Source organism: Sphingobium baderi (assembly GCF_001456115.1).
Taxonomy (GTDB): Bacteria; Pseudomonadota; Alphaproteobacteria; order Sphingomonadales; family Sphingomonadaceae; genus Sphingobium; species Sphingobium baderi_A.
Window position 1 is genome coordinate 1382501 of record NZ_CP013264.1, and the last position, 17820, is coordinate 1400320.

The following is a 17820-nucleotide window of genomic DNA, read 5'->3' on the forward strand; positions in this document are numbered from 1 at the left end:
CTGCTAAGTCGGCTTCAAGACGACGTATAGGGCCTGACGCCTGCCCGGTGCCTGAAGGTTAAGAGGAGGTGTGCAAGCACTGAATTGAAGCCCAGGTAAACGGCGGCCGTAACTATAACGGTCCTAAGGTAGCGAAATTCCTTGTCGGGTAAGTTCCGACCTGCACGAATGGCGTAACGACTTCCCCACTGTCTCCAGGATATGCTCAGCGAAATTGAATTCTCCGTGAAGATGCGGAGTACCCGCGGTTAGACGGAAAGACCCCGTGCACCTTTACTGCAGCTTCAGAGTGGCATTAGGAAAGAACTGTGTAGCATAGGTGGGAGGCTTTGAAGCATTGACGCCAGTTGATGTGGAGCCATAGGTGAAATACCACCCTGTTGTTTTCTGATGTCTAACCTCGCACCGTTATCCGGTGCAGGGACCCTCTGTGGCGGGTAGTTTGACTGGGGCGGTCGCCTCCTAAAGAGTAACGGAGGCGCGCGATGGTGGGCTCAGGACGGTTGGAAACCGTCTGTTAGAGTGCAATGGCATAAGCCCGCCTGACTGCGAGACTGACAAGTCGAGCAGAGACGAAAGTCGGTCATAGTGATCCGGTGGTCCCTCGTGGAAGGGCCATCGCTCAACGGATAAAAGGTACGCCGGGGATAACAGGCTGATGATTCCCAAGAGCTCATATCGACGGAATCGTTTGGCACCTCGATGTCGGCTCATCACATCCTGGGGCTGGAGCAGGTCCCAAGGGTTTGGCTGTTCGCCAATTAAAGTGGTACGTGAGCTGGGTTCAGAACGTCGCGAGACAGTTTGGTCCCTATCTGCCGTGGGCGTCGAAATTTGAGAGGAGTTGACCCTAGTACGAGAGGACCGGGTTGAACATACCTCTGGTGTACCTGTCGTTCCGCCAGGAGCGCAGCAGGGTAGCTATGTATGGACGGGATAACCGCTGAAAGCATCTAAGCGGGAAGCCTCCCTCAAGATAAGATTTCATCGAGCCGTCGTAGACCACGACGTTGATAGGCCGGATGTAGAAGTGTGGTAACATATGGAGCTAACCGGTCCTAATTGCTCTGTTCGCGCCTGAGAGTCCCACCATCAATGACAGCACTGGCAACAGTGCTTCATCGATCCGTGGTGATGACCAGCCAGATATTTAAATTTGTTCGTAAACGCATTTTTACAAAAAAATGCCCTTGTGCACGGTATCGATTATAACCCGAAGCGCCTGCTTCATTGCTTGGTGACCATAGCGTCAGTGACCCACCCGATCCCATCCCGAACTCGGACGTGAAACCTGACTGCGCCGATGGTACTGTGGCTCAAGCCCCGGAAGAGTAGGGCGTCGCCAGGCATTGCAGCACGCGCTTCGAACTTAAAGCCCATTCACATGTTCGTTGGCCTCAGCGGTCCATCGGCCTCGCACAGGACAAGGCCACCGCTACCTGATCCAACACCATGGTTGACGCGGGATGGAGCAGCCCGGTAGCTCGTCAGGCTCATAACCTGAAGGTCGTAGGTTCAAATCCTACTCCCGCAACCACAGAAACCGACATACCTGGGCCCCCTGATGCGAAAGCATCGGAGGGGCTGTCGGCATTGGCCCAATTGCGCCGTTCCAGCCATTCGAGAATGGTCCCAAACTCGCCGTGCAGCGTGGCGTTGACCTCGCCGCGTTTGGCGCCGGGCGTCAGAACGATGCGCTCGATGAGAGCGCGTAGCGCGTCGGCCGCCTCCTGCCGCTCCTCCGGATGCGCCAGGGCTTCCGCAAAGCGCTCCACCTTGCGGCGATAGATCTCCGAGATATTCGGATGGATGTCCGGTACATCGGCCGGAGCCGCAGCGAGCCGGGCGCGAATGGCGTCTTCCTGCGCCTCGAGTTCCAGCAGTTGATCAACGAGTGAGCGCGTTCCCTTGCCTTCCGTTGCGAGTGTCACCAGTCCCTTGATAGCTTTGAGGACCTTGTCGAGCTCAGCCCGATCGGCGGTATCTGTCGCGCGACGCTGGCGATTGATGCGATTGGTTTCTTCGACGCAGGTACGAATGGCTTCGGCCGCGACTTCGGGACTCATCAACCGGTCGCGCAGACCGTCGAGAACACGCGCTTCCAGCTTCTCGCGTGCAATACTATGCCCATTGGCACAGCTGCTCGTGTCTATGTGGTTCGAACAGGCAAACCGCCCCTGCCCGCGAAGGGTATAAGACCCACCGCAGCAGCCGCAGTAGACGAGGCCGGACAGCAGGCTCTTTGGGCGATGGGTCCGGTTCATCGCATTGTGGGCCGAGCGCGTCGCCTCGATGACGCCGGCATATTGGATCGCAATATCTTCCTGTCGGGCTTTTACGGCCTGCCAGAGTTCGTCATCCAGGACCCGCAGATGAGGCACGTCAGTAACGATCCACTCGGACTGCGGATTGATACGGGAGACACGCTTGCCGGTCTGGGGGTTCTTCAGGTAGCGCAGGCGGTTCCAGACCAGCTTGCCGATATACAACTCATTATTGATCAAGCCTGTTCCACGCTTTGCGTGACCCCGAATCGTAGTCGATGTCCAGAGCTTGCCGGTCGGTGCGGCTATCCCCGCTTCATTGAGGCGGCAGGCAATCGCATGCGGACTGAGACCATTGGCAAACTGGCGGAACACCTGCCGGACAACTTCCGCTTCAGCGTCGTTGATGGTGCGCTCGCCGTGAACTGCCTCACCTTCGCTGGAAAAACGACGCACGACGTCATAGCCGTAGCAAAGGCCGCCGCCGGACTTGCCTTTCTCGACGCGTCCGCGAAGGCCACGATGGGTCTTCTTGGCAAGATCCTTGAGGAAGAGGGCGTTCATCGTGCCCTTCAGGCCGACATGCAGTTCCGAAACCTCGCCCTCGGCCAGGGTCACGATCTTCACGCCCGCGAACTGAAGGTTCTTGTATAGCGTTGCCACGTCGGCCTGATCGCGGGAGACGCGATCAAGTGCTTCAGCGAGCAGCACATCGAAGCGGCCCATCTGGGCGTCCTGAAGCAGCGCCTGAATACCGGGCCGCAGGATGACGCTCGCACCCGAGATCGCGGCATCCTTGTAACTACCGACGATGCGCCAGCCTTCGCGCGCAGCCTGTTCGCGGCAAACCAAAAACTGATCCTCGATGGAAGCTGGGCTCTGCTTGTCATCGGAATAGCGGGCATAGAGCGCTGCGCGGGTCATTTCTGTCTCCTGGATCGGACAAAACGTAACATGATGTTCTTTGCAGGCCAAATGAGGCGCTGTTTGAATAGGATTGCTACTTACAATGTCGCCCTCTTGTAGGACGGCTTCCATCACGACGCCGCCAACTTGCAGGCGGTGAAAACGACACGGGCGATAGAAACCCTCCAGCACTGCTAGCGGCACACAATGTGGCGACCGTGTTGTGGTACAGGCTGGTGGCCATCGCAGCGATTTCACGGAGGCGACATCGTCGGAACCATGGTCGGACGTCCATGACAGAGATTTCAAAAGCCAGCGCTGGTCCACGCACCATGCGCGACGATCAGGTCTTGCATGTCGGAAATTCCAACATTACATTCTGCAGATGTAGTCGAATCGTGCGAGGCTTGAATGGCAACAGTTGCTCCTCCCGCGCCAACCGCTCCTGCCTTTCCTAAGGCGGATGTCATCAAGGCGCTCGTCGATGAATTGCTAGAAGTCGCACGTATCGAGGCGCAATTGCGCGGCATCGCGCTCCCAAAAGATCAGGGTGCCGCAATGAAGGCGCCGATTGCGCTCGACTCGCTTTCGGTCGTAGACACGCTCTGCGCCATCGAGACGGTCATCGGGATCGAACTGCGCGATAATATTGTCCAGACCGGTGGTTACGCTTCGGTGGAGGAAGCGCTCGGCCATCTTGTTCCTCGTATCGAGAAAGTCTGGGTGAAGAAAAAAGGATCCAAGCCATGAACGGTATGGCTATCCGGCAGGAGAATGACGAGCTGGAGCGCAAGCAGCTAGGTGACCGGCTGCGAGAGGCGCGCAAATATCTTGGGCTCAAGCAGGATGAGGTTGCGACCTATCTTAAAATTCCGCGCACCGCCCTTACCGACATCGAAAGCGGTCAGCGACGGGTTGAGGCAATTGAACTTACACGTCTCGCCAAGCTCTATCGCCAGTCAGTTGGCTATTTTACGGGCGAGGATGAAGCTTCGGCAAGCTTGCCTGCCGATGTGGCGCATCTCGCACGCCGCGTTGCCGATCTCTCGGCCGACGACCGCGCTGAACTCAGTCGCTTTGCTGAATATCTGCGCGCGCGGTCGGGTGGGGGACAAGTCTGATCCATGGCTCGGGACTATGACGGCGCGGTGCGCGCGGGGACCATGGCGGCGGGGCGCCTGCATCGCCAACTCGGTACTCAGGCCCTTATCGAGAGCCAGGGAGGCAATATTGATGTGTTCGGGGCGATCCATGCGCTCGGCCTGCCGCTCCTGCTCCGTCCGCTCAAAGGGCTTCTCGGCGCTTATCTGAGCGTGCCGATACCGGGGGTTCTGGTAACGACCGAGCGGCCGATGAGCATCCAGCGCTTCACCGCAGCGCACGAACTCGGTCACTTCTCGATGAAGCACGAACCGAGCCTTGACGATGAAAGCATTCTGCGTCGCATGCCGATGAGCCCAGAACCGGGTCAGGCCTTCGAGGAAACCGAAGCCGACGCATTCGCGGTCGCTTTCATGATGCCCAAATGGTTGATCGGCCTGCACTGCGCCCGTCAGGGTTGGCAGGCGAGCGACCTTCGGCGTCCTAATATCGCCTACCAGCTCTCACTGCGCGTCGGTGCGAGCTATGAAGCGACGTGCCGCACGCTTGTCCGCTATGGCATCATCAGGCCCGCAATCATGCGAGAACTGCTCGATACCCAGCCGCGTAGCCTCAAGGTCGATCTCCTCAAGGATTATCGCCCCGAAAATTATCGCGGCGATGTTTGGCTCCTGACCGAGCGAGACGAGGGCACGCGGCTGGACGGCAGCCGCAATGACCTGTTTGTGCTGCGGCTGCAGGAAAACAGCGGCGGCGGTTACCTCTGGGATCTCGACCAGCTAATCGCCAGCGGATTCGCGGTCGTGCGTGACGAAAGGGAGGCGTTCGAAGCCGATGCGATCGGCGGCCCGACCGTCCGCCGCGTCACCGCTGCGCCCGAGGAAGCCCAGCGCGGTCGCATGTCGCTAAGCGAACGGCGCCCTTGGCAGCCGACCATGACTCATGCGAGCCTGACCATCGAGTTCGACCTCACCGGCCCGGAACAGGAAGGCCTGTCTCGCGCCGAGCGGCGCCATCTGCTCGAGGCTGCCTGACCCCATGATCGATATCGTGACTGATCTTAGGCCGATGCTCGGCCCTGTCCGTGATCAAGGCGCGCGGCCGACCTGTCTCGCCTTTGCTGCGAGCGACGCGCATGCCGCCTTGCGCAACGGCTGGACGCCGCTTTCCTGCGAGTTCGCTTATTATCACGCGCAACGTCGCGCCAAACGACCGCATCAGAGCGGCGCAACCTTGTCGTCGATGCTCGAAACGTTGCGGACTGACGGTCAGCCGGCCGAAGCGGGCTGGGTCTATCTCGATAAAGTGCCGGACGACATTGCTGCATGGGCGCCGCCGACGACAGTTGGCCAATGCTTTGGCCGCGATGGGGGCGCTGCCGCCATTGACCTCACCAGCATACTTGTCGCGCTCGATCAGCAGCGACCGGTGATGCTGCTCACGAAACTGTCACGGTCATTCTACATGCCGGGCTCCCAGGGAGTGATCGATCCGGCCAACGACGAGATGCCGGACGACACTCTAAGGCATGCTATCGTCGCGGTCGGCCACGGCACGACCGACGGCCAGTCCGCCCTGCTTGTCCGCAATAGCTGGGGGGAGAGTTGGGGCATCGATGGCCATGCCTGGCTCACCGAGAAATTCCTGAAGCCGCGCCTCTTTGCGACGGCAATCCTGACGGGGGATGTCGATGTATCTTCCAGTGCCGCCGCAGCCTGATTGTGTCTCGGCGTGGCGCGAAGCGGTCCGCCTCGTCGACCAGCAGTCACAGCATCACGCCTACAATGTGATTATCGACGTCGTCGATCCGCTGGCGCGTGCGAGCCTTGCTGATCCGGTAATCGCCGCAGTGGATGCCTTTCATCAGGCGCACGATGCCAAGCGCATCGAGACGGTCGCCAATACAATTTTCCCGGCCGGGCTCTATCGGCGCTACGGCTTCCCCAATTTCTTCGATCGCTTTAGGGACAATGTGCTGCCCAAGGTACGAGGCAAGAAGCCCACCTGGTCTGGCTATTATTTCGAGCGGATGATGCTGTTGCCGCAGGCACAGGGCGAGCCGTTGAACCAGCTCGAGGAGATTATCGGTCGCTTGAAGAACCCTAATGTCCGGGCGCTCAACAAGTTCGAGTTAAGCGTTTTCGATCCGCTACGCGATGTCGATGACTCGCCATATGGCGGGCAATGCCTGAGTTTTGCGAGCTTCAAGCTCATCGGCGAGGGCGCAGATCGCAGGCTCGGCCTCACCGCTATGTACCGCAACCATTATTATATCGAGAAGCTGCTCGGCAATCTCATCGGCCTCGGCCGTTTGCTCGACTTCGTCGCGACGGAGGCGAAGATTCCCAGGGGCTCGCTGACCATCGTCTCAACCCATGCCAAGATCGACACCGATAAGTGGAACCGCAGCGCGATCCTGCCGATGCTGAGCGCGTGCGATCAGGCCAGCGCGCAACTTCTGGCTACGGCCCCATAGAGCGGCAGTTCGGGGGAGGCCGGTTCCCGTCCGTTGATTCCATAAAGATCGAACATGCCGTCGATGAACTCGCGCTGCCCGCCATAGCTTGGGTGGCGGATCGCAGTGGTGGGGATATTCAGCCCGTCAAGCGCCAGATGCGCATCGCGTCCGATGGCGACGATGCGCTTTGGACGCACCATCGAGACCAGCGCCTGCAAGAACGGCCAGGTAGCCTCGCGTTCGGCGCGTGTGTGGCAGCGATTGGACATGGGATCGCCTTCCTCATGTGGATGAAACGGAAAGACGTTCCACAGCATGACAGGTTGGCCAATGCGGCCAAGCACCTGCCAGACGATAGCAGCAGTGCGCTCGGCAATCGCAGGGCCTTGGGTGGCGCGCTCCAGCGCGATGCCGCCCATGAGCGCCGCCGCATGGTTCAGATGGATTTCATCAGTCAGCGGCACGCCGGTGCGACGACCGCCGCGATAGCCGAGGTCACGAGCGATCCAGATGGTCTCGACCCGCGCGTCTAGCGCCGCAACGAGTACGCGTTCAAGATTGGCGCGCCGCCGGGCAGCGGCGTCGCGGCGGTCGTGAATGGCGCAGCGATCACGCCATGGATTGAACACTGAGGGAAGATCCGCCGCTGCCAGTGCCGACACGAAGCTTTTGGGGGTCATCACGGCAACTCCTTGATGGTTAGGCGGCGGCGCGCGAAATCGATGCCGATTCGCGCGCGGCGGTTCTTCTGCAGGAAGCGAAACGCCGCATAACCCTGGAGAATTGCCTCTTCCCAGAGCCACAGCGGGCAGTGCTCGGCCTCGTAGCCGGCGACGAATTGGCGAACATGCTTCAACATGTCCAGCGGAAGTCCGCCCGGCTTCACACCTTCGAAGAATTGAAGCTGTTGAGCCTTGCCGAAAAGCCACGATGTTACGCCTTCTTCGATGAGGACCGCGCGGGCGCCGTCCTCAACCTCGTCAAGCTTGGGATCGCTCTTGCGCTTGAGCCGCAGCAGCGCCCGGATCACCGGGGACCATCCCAGCACCGCGACATAGGCATAGTGGAAGACGTCGTGGAACCGATAATCGTCAGGCTCGATCGCATTGTCGGTAAGCCGATCGCCCACATAGACACCGCTCGACCGCTGAAACACATAAGCTTGGCCGCGCACGGTCCGCTCGTAAATGTCGATTTGCATTTTACGCGGGAGTTGTTCTTCCGGGTCGCAGCCCTCATCGAGCGGCGGCGGATAGCAACGTTCGCGCGGCCAGCGATCGAAGATCTTTTGGAGATTCTTGAGCGCAGCGATTTCAAGCGGAACGCCGGACTCGGTCGCGGCTTGGATCAGCCGGCGCATGACGTTGACTAACAGGTCAGCCATGACCTGGCGACCAGGCTCGCTGGCACCTACCCTGATGAGCGTTCCGACGTCGCCGGCGAGCGCGAGGAGGCTATGCTCGAACTCTGCCGTTGGCGCCTTGGCGATCGGCATGTGGGCGGGCTGTAGTGCGTGAAGGGTCAGCGTACCGTTACCGCCGGCCTTGTGGGTGCCTCTGGGCGCGAGCGCTGCTGTGGCGATATCGCTTAATGCAAGTCGGTAGCGGCGCGACACCGCTGCCAAATACCAGAGGACATCGCCAATCTCCTCCGCGACCGCCTCTGCATAACCGAGATAGGAGGCGGCATCGCGCTGCTTCTTCTTCGCCTCGGTAAGCAGGCTTCCGGTTTCACCGAAGAGGCCGAGCATCGTGAAACCGGCCGTGCCTGGCCCCTTGCGCTGATCGGTCCGCGCAGCTTGCCGCGCATATTCATCGATCGTGAGCGCTTCGTCATCGGGCGACATCAGCCGCGCTTCCGCCGGTCGGTGATGGCATCGCCGGGGACCGTCACGCCATAAGCTTTGAGCGCGCGGAGCACGACCATGCGGATCGGCTCGCGGCTGTCGAGCGCGCGTTGCCCAAGGTCGCGCTTTGTGATGGCCGGAACCTGGATTTGAAGATGCTCATCATCCCCCTTTCCATCCGCGTCTCCATATTTCATGAAACCATGTAATCGTATTTTCATGAAATATGGAAGTGAATTTGCAAATTTTGGCCGTTAGAGTTCAGCGCCTCGTCAGCATTGCTGAGCTGCTGCCAACAATCTTCTAATTCGGCGAAAATGAGACGTTCAGGCAATTTGCCGTGGGGCCGGGAAACGAAAATCCACTCCAACCGGTGCTGATCCATCACCTTTAACGGCTGCTCGGTCAGCACGTCCCGGTCAGGCTAACGGTGTTCAATGCGGCTCTTCCGGAGCCTGGGTCTCTTTCGCGATGTGCTCTTCATGGAGTTCGCGAGCCATCTGACGCCCGAGAAGGCGAGCCAACCGGATGATCGCGGCATCCGCTGCGGGAGAGATATCCGGTTTGTCGGCCGGATGGCGCGACTTGCTTTTCATGGCTGCGTAACCGCTCGACCCGCGAAATAGGTCGGTATCGGGACAAGGAACGGACCGACTTGAAGTGGAGAAAGAGTGGTGGGGAGGCCGAAATCGCACGAGCGGGCTGTTTCGTCGGAGCGGACAAGAGCAGCTGAAGGTTTTGCCACATCGTCATCCGTGCTATTCTTCTTTCCGGAAAGGCTCTGCTCATGCAGGAATTTACCGAACCTGATCAGATGGACGAGGCAGCCCCGCAAGCGCCGTCTCGGCGCGCTGCGGATTGGTTCTGGCGCCCATGGTATGCGAAAGTCACCTGGGCGTTGACGCTGCTCTACTGGATCGGCCTCGAGGGTATGCTTGCGGTGCCTTTCGACCGGTTGAACATCTATCTGGTCAACACAATGGTCCTGTTGATCTTCGTCTTTAATCCGATCTCTGTCGTTGCGGTCCTCGGATATGGCTTCCTCAAGGCCAAGGTCGCCTGCGGAGAGTGGATCATTACGCCAGGACCGCCCCCGGAAAGACCAATTATTGATCCCTACACCGATCCGTTCGACTCGCGCTCGGGCGACATCCATCTGCGACACATAGGAGTGATCCAGGATTGACATCATGGATCCCGACGCTCCTTGAAGCTTGAATCCCCGTCAGCCATTCCATTGTCGCGGTCGAACAATAGCCGACCGGTACCAAGGATCGACGATTGCTCCATCGATGTGATCGGACCCGTGACATCGAAGGTGCCACGCCCAGCATCGGCCTGCTTCAGATACCGGTTGCGCAGACCATCATTGCCAAGCACACGTTCGCTGAGTTCTTGGGCAAAAGTCTCCTCGGGACGACCGGAGCGTGCGGCTGCTTTCTCGGCAGCCGCGATAGCATCCCGCACATCATAGTTCACCACGTCGATGGAAGAGCGAGCCGAGACCGCCGCTACTCCTCGATCGACAATGTCGGCGTTCAACCTACCGCTCAGCGAGCCTGTGGCGCTGCTTTTGCCGCCACCTTTTTCTTCGCCGCCCTTGTCGCCGGAACCAACTCCGCGCGAGGCTGAAGCCGTGAGATCGCCGGAGATGCTCTGACTGTCCGCGGTTGAGTGCTCCGCCGACCGTGAAAGCGACCTCTGCCATCCGGTCTGCACCATGATCGCCGTGACATCGCGCTCCAGCGTATCGGCAACCTGCGGCTTGAGCCGCCAGTTGCCGCGCCGATCCATCTCGAACCCACCGCGAAGCCATCTGGCCATGGCGGCCTGACCTTCCTTGCCGCTGCCAAGAAAATGCTCGATCGTATCGGGACCCGCCTGCTTGCCGGCTTCGAACCGCGTGCTGGTGTCGTTGCGCGCCGACTGGCTGAACCCGGTGCTGCTGGAAACGAGCAGATCATTGTGCGCAAAGCTGAGCCGCGCGTGCCCGCCATTGGCGATTGCACCGAGCTGGCCCTCGTTGATGAGGCCGCCGCGCCACATCTGCGCCGCAAGCTCCGGTGTCAGGTTGAGGCTGACATCGCCATTCTGGCTCATCGCGATCTGTCGCTTGGACATCTCGACGCCATGCTCGCGCAGAAGCGCCTGCGTACGGGTGAGACGCTCCTTGTCGACGATCCCGGTCAGCCGCTCGTTGCGGGCACGGTCGGCGATCCCCTCCGCGCCGCCTTCGGCCATATCGACCTGGTTGCCGGCCGTGCCGGCGAGCGCGCGGATAAAGGAATCGAGCCGCGCGGCCTCACGAACCGATACGCCCGCCGCCGCCGCGCCTTCGGCAAAGCCTGCATTGTCGGCCTGTCGCCGCTGTTCGCCGATTTGCGCATTGCTGCGCACGCCGTCGGGCCCGATCTCCCGCTGGGCATCGAGCTTGCCCGAGCGTTCGGCAAAATCATAGCCTGCAGCTTCCCTCGTGCGCCCATAGACGCTCGTACCCTCCCGCGCCGCCTCTGCGGTCGCACCATCGGCCGTGCCGACCTGGACTGCGGCATTGTAGCCCTCCAGTGCGCGCAGTACCTGTGCCTCGTTGCGCCCTGTCGAACGCGATAGCTGCGTGATGGCACTCGCCCGCGCCTCGCCCGACAGGGAATTGATGAACCCGATGCGCCGGCTGGTTTCAGTAACGGAGAGCCCGAGCATCGCGGCGGCCTGCCGCTGCCCCTGATTCCCACCGGTCCGATGCGCCTGCTCGGTCGCGACATTGCCGCGCTCGACCGCTGCGACCCTGTCGCCGGCATAGTCGCGCCGCCCTTCCATCGCGCCGACCTGCGTCTGCGCCGCAGTCAGGTCGTTGCGCAGCATCTGCTCCTGATCGAAGGCATTGGCCGTCAGCTTCGCGAAGGTCGGATCGGCGCTTGCCTGCCCGATCACTGTAGACGCCTTCAGAGCGGCATCCCTGGCATCATAACCGTTGCGCTCGAAATGCCGCTGGGCACCCGATTGCATCATCTCATAGGCACGCTGGTCGCCAAAAGCCTTCCACTGCACCATGTTCTGCGCGAAGACGGCAAAGGCGCGCTCTCCGGACTGACCTTCCCCGAAATAGCTCGTGCCAAGTTTGCGCAGCGCGTCGCCCTGCGCGAAACCATGGATCGCCGACGTCGCGGCATTGCTACGGATCGCGCGAGCCGTGGCCGGATCGCTCAGATCGCGTCCAACAAGGGCAGGGGACAGCCCGCCGAGTTCCCGCGCGGCATCCGCCCGGCCTAGGCCGAACGCTGCCGTCCCCGCCGCGCCGCCGCCATGCTCGCCCACGATGCTTCCTGCAGCCCCAAAGGCCCGGTCGAGCCCAAAGCTGCTGCGCTCGCCAAAGTCGCCGAATCCTAACGAAGCCGAACGCCGCGCCTGGGTGCCGCCGGCCGAAGCCTGCGCTTCCAGCGCCGAGGCATAGCCCTCGCTGGTGCCGACCGTCGCGGCCGCCATGCTGCCCTGGCCCTGCACGCCGAGCATGCCTGAGGTAAAAGCAGTGAACATATTGCCGGAGAAGCGGAACACGGTGAACACGAAGGCGCCGGCAAGACCTGCCGCAGCCGTCCGGAACGAGCCGAAGATGGCAAGCGCCTTCATTGCCGCCGATGGCGCGAAAATCCAGCTGTCTGCCGCGACATGGGTGGCGCGCAGTTCGGCCAGCACGTCCATCGCCCGGCCAAGGGTGAGCTGATAGATGCCGGCATCGATGACGCCCCACAGCGCGACGAACACGAACAGCCCCAGCGCAAAGCTCGCGACCCTGAGGTTGATCGGCGTCAGGATGAAGAGCAGCGCGATCGGCATCATCATGAGCATGATCGCGAAGACCGAGGCACGGATGGTCGGCATCCACTCGTTGGCGGTCGAGAGCGTGGCGAGGCCGTTGGACTCGATTGCCCGGTTCGCCATGACCCGCGCGGTCGCTGCCGGGGAATCCTCGAACAGCACGTCGCCAACGGTCTGTCCCAGCAGTATGTTGGTCAGGAACTTCTGCCGGCTCATCGATTGTCCCAGCATCATGTCGCCGAGCGCGTCGATTTGCTGGCGGCAGCGGTCACGCTGGGTCGCCTGGGTCACGTCGAAGCCGGTACGGGCACAGACCTGGTCGCTATAGGCGTCGAACAACGTGCTGTCAGCCAGCCGATCCGCAATATAGCCCCAGGCCGCATCGCAGCTCATCGTCGTCCCGGCTTTGTCACTTGCGGTATAGACCGTCGAAAATGTCGCCGGGCCGGCCATCGCAGCGAAGGAAGCGGGAAGGTCGGTCGAGGTCCGGAAGAGCTGATCATCATCGACGCCATAGGCGGGCGAGACACGCGCAACCGGATAGCATTGCCGCACATAGTCCTTCACCGTCGCGTCGAGGAACGTGTCGACGATCGGACTGCGCGGGGACACCGCGTTCAGGAACAGGTCGAACGCATGACCGCCGGCGCCAAACTCCAGCTTTGCATTGGGATCGGTGGTGTTGTCGTCGATGGTCTCGGCCAGAGCCCGTTCCATAAGGTTGGTGACGCCGGCGACCAGCACGATCAGATTGGGCACGTCGCCGACCGGCTGGTAGGCGTTGCGCACCCGGTCATAGATGTGAACCGTGCCCGTCGTGGCGATCATCCCCACGAACAGGCCGATCCCGATCAGCATCTGGAAACCGAAGGCGACAAGCCCCATGCCGGAACCCTTGATGCTCGCCAGCACCGCGCCCAGAGCGATACCGGCGACCGCGATGATGACGACCAGCGTCTCATAGCGCGGATCGCTGAAGATCATGGCGACGAGGTGGAAGGCATCCACCGTTTCGGAAAATCCGTCCCAGGTGTGATAGCTGGCGTCGATCGCCAGTGCGGGCGTGGCGCCCAGAAAGCCGAGGAGCGTGAGAAGAAGGCGGATGAAGCGGCGCATGACGATCCTCACCGGTTGCGATTGGCATTGGCGCCCGCGGCGTCGCGGGCATCACGGTCGCGCTGGCGCACGACGCCGGCATAGCTCGCCGACAGGTTCGCCTGGCTCATCGCCGCCATGTAGGACTGGCGCATCTGCGCGCGCTGGCGCAGCACCTCGTCGCGCAACTCACGCAATTGCTCGATGCCCTTGGTGAGGATCCGCGTCTGGCAGATATTGCTGTTCTCGGCATCGGCGGCGCCCGCAGTGGTTGCCCCGCGTTCGGCATTCTGCAGCGCGAAGTCGATCGACCGGGTGAGGTCGTTGAGCATCTGATAGGCGAGGGTGAGCGCGACCAGTTCATCGGTATCGGCGATGACGCTCTCGGTCAGGCCCTGCCGCACGCCCCATTCGAGCAGGCGGTAAACGGGTAAGGTTCGCACATTGGCGACGAACTGCTTTTCTTCAGTGGTGAGCGCCGACCGGGTACGGATCTTGGCGGCGACCGTCTCCATCCTTTCCCGCGCCAGCACCAACGCGCCGCGTCCGGCGCCGTTCACCGAGCAATCCGCGGCGGTCGCGGGAATGTTGAGCGCCCGGGTCGGGACGCGGCCGGTCAGGAAATCATCGGCGCTCTCGGTATCCTGGCGCGGGCAGGCGGGAATGGCCGAAAAGATCGGCACCTTGTCGCCCGCATCCCAGCGCATATAGACATCGCCGACCCTGGCCCGCATCACGCCGGCCCAGTCGGACGCGCCGACCCGCGCGGCGGCATGCGCGAGCAACGAGCCGGTCTTGAAGATGTCCGTGACCTCCGCCGGGCAATTGGCGAGCGCGTCCTTCAGATCCTCGGTCGGATTGCCCTTGTTGGCCTGGATTTTCTCGCGGCTCTGCTGCCAGCTGTTGGCATAGCCTTCGCGGATCGACTTGTAGCCCGTCATCTCCTCGACAATGCCGGACATGTTGTCGTCGCCCTTGGCGATCTGCACCATGCGGTTGGCGAGACGGCAGTCGTTTACCTGGATGGAGTTCAGGAAATTGGTTGCCGCCTCCATCTTCGAGAGGATATTCCCCATCTTCTCGTCCAGCGTTTCGAGAAGATACTGGAAGGCAACCGCCGGCGCGGCCTGGAGGATCGTCTCCAGCTTCTGCACCAGATAGTCGGGATCGAGAAACGACATGCCGCCCAGAAACATGTCGATGCCGCCGCAGCCGGCCTTCACCTTGGGCAAGGTCAGGCTCATCAGATAATCGTCATGGACGTCGACCCGGCCCGACATGCCGCCCGCGGTCACATAGCCGCGGGTCTGGTCCTCGAAGCTGCCGGGCGAGGTATAGGTGACATTATCGAACCAGCTCTCGGCCCAGCTTTGCGCATGGGACGGAACAGCCTGGCCGCACGAGGCGGCGATCAGGCAAAAGGCAAGGGTCGAACGACGAACATGATGTCCCATGGCAGGCTTTCTGGTGAGAAGGAAGGGTGACGCCGCCCCGCCATGATCAGCGTCCCTTCGGGCTGGAGGAGGCCGGCGCCCTCACGCCGACGATCCCGGTGAATTTCGACATGGCGCGCACGCCGACAGCAGCCCGGGCGCCGGTGAGCATCCGGGCGGCAAGCCAGGCATTGCGCGCGATATTGGCTTCGTGATCGGTGCCGATCGCGATGGGCACCATGCGGTTCGGATCGGTGACGGGGCGGACCCATGCAACAGGGTTACCTACCCACGGGAGACCGAGCCGACCCGAACGGAGCATCGCCTCCTGTGCGCCGATGGTCCGAACCTGCCAGCCGTGCTGCGCGCGGAATGCCTGAAGTTTTGCCCAGAGATCGCCGCAGGGCAGGCAGCCCGGCGCGGTGCTGATCTCGATCACATAAAGCGATGCCTGGCTGCGCAGCATGGTCTGGAAGTCGGGGGGAAAGTCACGCGTCACCGGTACGCGGGAAAGCCAGACGCGCAGGTCGGCGACATTCGATACCGGATGGACAGCAGCACGCATCGCCGCTTCGCGGCTTATTTGCTGGGCGTCGCCGATCGCGGGCACCACCAGCCAGTGCATGATCACCATGGCTGCCGCAAGCCGAACTCGCCCGGAGCGCCTCACGGCCTGGGTTCCCTTGCATCGATGAGATCGCCGCCAATCACACGCGGATCGGTCGACGAGACCGGGCCGTTGGCGAGCGCGTCGAAAAACCCGTTCTCCTCCCCAGCGCCGGTCAGCCATTGCTCAGGCCGAATATCGCCGCTCAGCAACCTGACCGCCTGGTAGGCCATCTGCGCGATGTTGGGATAGGTTTCGACCCCGGCGGCGATCACCATGCGCTGGCCACTGTTCCTGCGAATGACCATGGTGGTGGGCGTCACTTCGACCCCGAAACGCTGGGCAAGCTCGGGTTTGCGGTCGAGGTCCATAAGGCTCACCTGCCAACCCATTTCGTCCTGGAAGCGCTGCACGATCGGCCACTGAACCTTGCAGTAACCGCAGGATGTGCGGGCGAACATCACAAGCGCGAACTCTCCGGCGTGCGCGCGCAGATACTGGCGGCGCACCTGGTCCTTCTGGGCGCCGAGCGCATCGCGGGCCTCGCCGACCAGGGGATTGGCGGCTCTCGCATTGAGCTCGGGATGGGTCAGCATGGCAAGCTGGGTGACGCCGGCGAAGGCGCGGGCCTTGCGCCGCGCGAAGTCCTGCAGGCGCCAGAAATCGGCGACGGCATCGACGGTGAGCACGGTCGCCGCATAGTCGCGCTGCTGCTCGATCAGTGTGCGGATCTTCGGCGGCGTCCAGGTCGCCAGTTCGGCCATAGGCGGGATTACCGGCTTCACCAGAGCGTCAGGATCGGGCTTCTCCTGCTCTGCCTTGGGCGGTGCCTGATACCACCAGTAGCCACGCGCTTCGCGATCCGCGGTGCCCGTGGATTGCGCGGCTGCCGATCCTGCCAGGAGGAGGGCCGCGCCTGCTATCACAGCGAGCCGCTTCACAGCAGCTTCTCCATTCGGGTGAGGCGATCAATGGCGACCGGACCATAATAACGGCTGTCATATCCGTCGGGATGGCTCGACCCGACGAAGATCATGCCATCCGGAATATTGGGGCTGGCCGGCTGCCAGTGGTTGAGCGCTTTGCCGCTGCGCGTCGCAGGCTTGCTGACGCCCACCAGCTTGTCGTTGCAATAATACCAGCCATTGCGGCGCGGGCCGAGGCTTGCCGGCCTCTCGACCATGACGATCTGGTCGCCGGGCATGCACAGCGCATATTTGGTGACGGCGACAGGCCTGGGGCCGGCGATCGCGTCGGCGAGCGTGAAGGAGACGAGGTCGCCGCGATGCACGGGCCCGGGAGAGCGGTGCACCACCCAGGCCTCGATCGAAGGCGTCATGACCAGGGTGATCTGTGGCATCGTTACCCAAGCGAAAAGACCGATCGGCAATACGATCCCATAGGCCTTGAAGAGCTGGGCTGGCCGCGCCGGTTGTCCAAGGCCGCTCGCGCCCAGCGCTACGGCCGCCCGTAGCGGCAGGTCTTTCAGTTCATGCCAGGCGCGCTTACCGCCGTGCCAGATGAGCGAGAGCATCCCGCACCTCCTCCCTGCCGCCGAGGCGGCCATATTCCTCGAGAAGCCCGGACAAGGCGGCATCGCCCTGAACCAGATGCGCCGCGCGCGGGCTCGCGTCGTCGCGTTCGCAATAGGGGCGCGTCGGATCGCCGGGGATCATCGCGAGCGCGGGAACCCGGACGACGCCATGTTGCCGAAACACCAGCGGATCGACGATCAGCTGCACGTCCCGCATCGCGCAGGCGGGGCCTTCGCAGCCCGGATCGCGCCGCAGGATGGCGGCAGACAGCTTCGCCATCGGCGCCACTTGCCGCATCCCGCCCGGCATCCCGCGAAAGGCCATGACCCCTCCGGCACGCTCAAGCTGCCCGGCATAGGTGCGCAATGTCTCGATCGGTATCGACGAGGAGACGAACAGGACCGGCACCCAGCGTTTGCCGACATCGGACGATACCGCACCGGCCAGCGCCGCCTGTTCCGGCTGCTCCAGTCCGAGCGCCTGCGCAATCCGGCGACTGGCCGCGTCCCGCTCGGCTGCCAGGCGCTCGCGGGCGGCGGCGATATCCGCTCGCGCGCGTTTCTTTATATCTGGGTCGTTCTTCCGCGCCTTGAGCCCCTCGAAGGCCCTGCGCTGCGCTGCGGCGTCGAGCCTGGCGGGCAGAACAGGCGAGGGGGTGGACGTGGCCTTCGCCTTACCGGCGGCGCGTTTCACACGCTCCATCGCCGCCTCGCCCTGTTCCTGCATTCGCGCGCGGGCGTTCTCGGGCTGAGGTTGTTC

18 protein-coding genes, 1 tRNA gene and 2 rRNA genes (1 of these 21 running past the window's edge) are annotated in these 17820 nt (G+C 62.2%); 9 read left to right on the top strand and 12 right to left on the bottom strand.

Annotation, left to right across the window (positions count from 1 at the left end):
* The 3 genes from ATN00_RS06920 to ATN00_RS06930 form a co-directional block, all read left to right on the top strand.
* Positions 1–1082 (top strand): 23S ribosomal RNA (locus ATN00_RS06920); it begins 1715 nt to the left of the window's first position.
* 151 nt (positions 1083–1233) lie between these two features.
* A 5S ribosomal RNA gene (rrf, locus tag ATN00_RS06925) occupies positions 1234–1348 on the top strand.
* Positions 1349–1460: 112 nt separating this feature from the next.
* A tRNA-Met gene (locus tag ATN00_RS06930) sits at positions 1461–1537 on the top strand.
* Here ATN00_RS06930 and ATN00_RS06935 read toward each other — a convergent pair.
* Positions 1494–3302, bottom strand: coding sequence for a recombinase family protein (locus ATN00_RS06935; RefSeq protein WP_335338093.1), 1809 nt, complete (start codon positions 3300–3302; stop codon positions 1494–1496). The genes ATN00_RS06930 and ATN00_RS06935 overlap by 44 nt on opposite strands.
* A 279-nt stretch (positions 3303–3581) precedes the next feature.
* Here ATN00_RS06935 and ATN00_RS06940 point away from each other — a divergent pair, with 279 nt between their 5' ends.
* Genes ATN00_RS06940 through ATN00_RS06960 form a run of 5 tightly spaced genes read left to right on the top strand, consistent with a single transcriptional unit; the run spans position 3582 to position 6747 of the window.
* Entirely contained in the window at positions 3582–3920 is a 339-nt protein-coding gene (locus ATN00_RS06940; RefSeq protein WP_021226034.1) for a hypothetical protein, read from the top strand.
* Entirely contained in the window at positions 3917–4291 is a 375-nt protein-coding gene (locus tag ATN00_RS06945) for a helix-turn-helix domain-containing protein (protein WP_010339384.1), read from the top strand. Before ATN00_RS06940 ends, ATN00_RS06945 begins: the two co-directional genes overlap by 4 nt.
* Positions 4292–4294: 3 nt before the next feature.
* Positions 4295–5305: an ImmA/IrrE family metallo-endopeptidase gene (locus ATN00_RS06950; protein WP_010339383.1), complete on the top strand. Its 1011-nt coding sequence runs from the start codon at positions 4295–4297 to the stop codon at positions 5303–5305.
* 16 nt (positions 5306–5321) lie between these two features.
* Positions 5322–5990, top strand: a complete 669-nt coding sequence (locus tag ATN00_RS06955; protein WP_231746402.1) for a C1 family peptidase — start codon at positions 5322–5324, stop codon at positions 5988–5990.
* Complete coding sequence (locus tag ATN00_RS06960) at positions 5962–6747, top strand: hypothetical protein (protein ID WP_031298116.1); 786 nt, start codon at positions 5962–5964, stop codon at positions 6745–6747. Before ATN00_RS06955 ends, ATN00_RS06960 begins: the two co-directional genes overlap by 29 nt.
* Here the strand turns inward: ATN00_RS06960 and ATN00_RS06965 are convergent.
* The 5 genes from ATN00_RS06965 to ATN00_RS23345 form a co-directional block, all read right to left on the bottom strand.
* Entirely contained in the window at positions 6711–7409 is a 699-nt protein-coding gene (locus ATN00_RS06965; protein WP_010339380.1) for a uracil-DNA glycosylase, read from the bottom strand. The two genes, ATN00_RS06960 and ATN00_RS06965, sit on opposite strands and share 37 nt — an antisense overlap.
* Entirely contained in the window at positions 7409–8479 is a 1071-nt protein-coding gene (locus ATN00_RS06970) for a nucleoside triphosphate pyrophosphohydrolase family protein (protein WP_231746403.1), read from the bottom strand. The genes ATN00_RS06965 and ATN00_RS06970 overlap by 1 nt, the downstream gene beginning before the upstream one ends.
* A gap of 95 nt (positions 8480–8574) precedes the next feature.
* Complete coding sequence (locus ATN00_RS06975; RefSeq protein ID WP_021226036.1) at positions 8575–8772, bottom strand: hypothetical protein; 198 nt, start codon at positions 8770–8772, stop codon at positions 8575–8577.
* Between the two features lie 20 nt (positions 8773–8792).
* On the bottom strand, positions 8793–8987 hold the full coding sequence (locus tag ATN00_RS06980) for a hypothetical protein (protein ID WP_021226037.1): 195 nt from the start codon (positions 8985–8987) through the stop codon (positions 8793–8795).
* A gap of 22 nt (positions 8988–9009) precedes the next feature.
* A complete protein-coding gene (locus ATN00_RS23345; RefSeq protein ID WP_021226038.1) occupies positions 9010–9171 on the bottom strand; it encodes a hypothetical protein in 162 nt (53 codons plus the stop codon).
* Positions 9172–9362: 191 nt separating this feature from the next.
* On the opposite strand from ATN00_RS23345, the gene ATN00_RS06985 reads away from it, so the two are divergent.
* On the top strand, positions 9363–9761 hold the full coding sequence (locus ATN00_RS06985; protein WP_062063461.1) for a hypothetical protein: 399 nt from the start codon (positions 9363–9365) through the stop codon (positions 9759–9761).
* Between the two features lie 2 nt (positions 9762–9763).
* On the opposite strand, the gene ATN00_RS06990 is transcribed toward ATN00_RS06985, so the two are convergent.
* The 6 genes from ATN00_RS06990 to ATN00_RS07015 are packed head-to-tail and all read right to left on the bottom strand — an operon-like array spanning position 9764 to position 17787.
* Positions 9764–13507: a conjugal transfer protein TraG N-terminal domain-containing protein gene (locus ATN00_RS06990; protein ID WP_062063463.1), complete on the bottom strand. Its 3744-nt coding sequence runs from the start codon at positions 13505–13507 to the stop codon at positions 9764–9766.
* Positions 13508–13515: 8 nt separating this feature from the next.
* Positions 13516–14940, bottom strand: a complete 1425-nt coding sequence (locus tag ATN00_RS06995; protein ID WP_062063465.1) for a conjugal transfer protein TraH — start codon at positions 14938–14940, stop codon at positions 13516–13518.
* A 46-nt stretch (positions 14941–14986) separates the two neighbouring features.
* On the bottom strand, positions 14987–15544 hold the full coding sequence (locus ATN00_RS07000) for a hypothetical protein (protein ID WP_062068494.1): 558 nt from the start codon (positions 15542–15544) through the stop codon (positions 14987–14989).
* 41 nt (positions 15545–15585) lie between these two features.
* Positions 15586–16467, bottom strand: a complete 882-nt coding sequence (locus ATN00_RS07005) for a conjugal transfer protein TraF (protein ID WP_062063467.1) — start codon at positions 16465–16467, stop codon at positions 15586–15588.
* Positions 16464–17060 carry a S26 family signal peptidase gene (locus ATN00_RS07010; protein ID WP_062063469.1) on the bottom strand — a complete coding sequence of 199 codons (597 nt, stop codon included), beginning with the start codon at positions 17058–17060 and terminating at the stop codon, positions 16464–16466. The genes ATN00_RS07005 and ATN00_RS07010 overlap by 4 nt, the downstream gene beginning before the upstream one ends.
* Entirely contained in the window at positions 17032–17787 is a 756-nt protein-coding gene (locus ATN00_RS07015; protein WP_231746404.1) for a type-F conjugative transfer system pilin assembly protein TrbC, read from the bottom strand. Before ATN00_RS07015 ends, ATN00_RS07010 begins: the two co-directional genes overlap by 29 nt.
* Between the last annotated feature and the right edge of the window lie 33 nt (positions 17788–17820).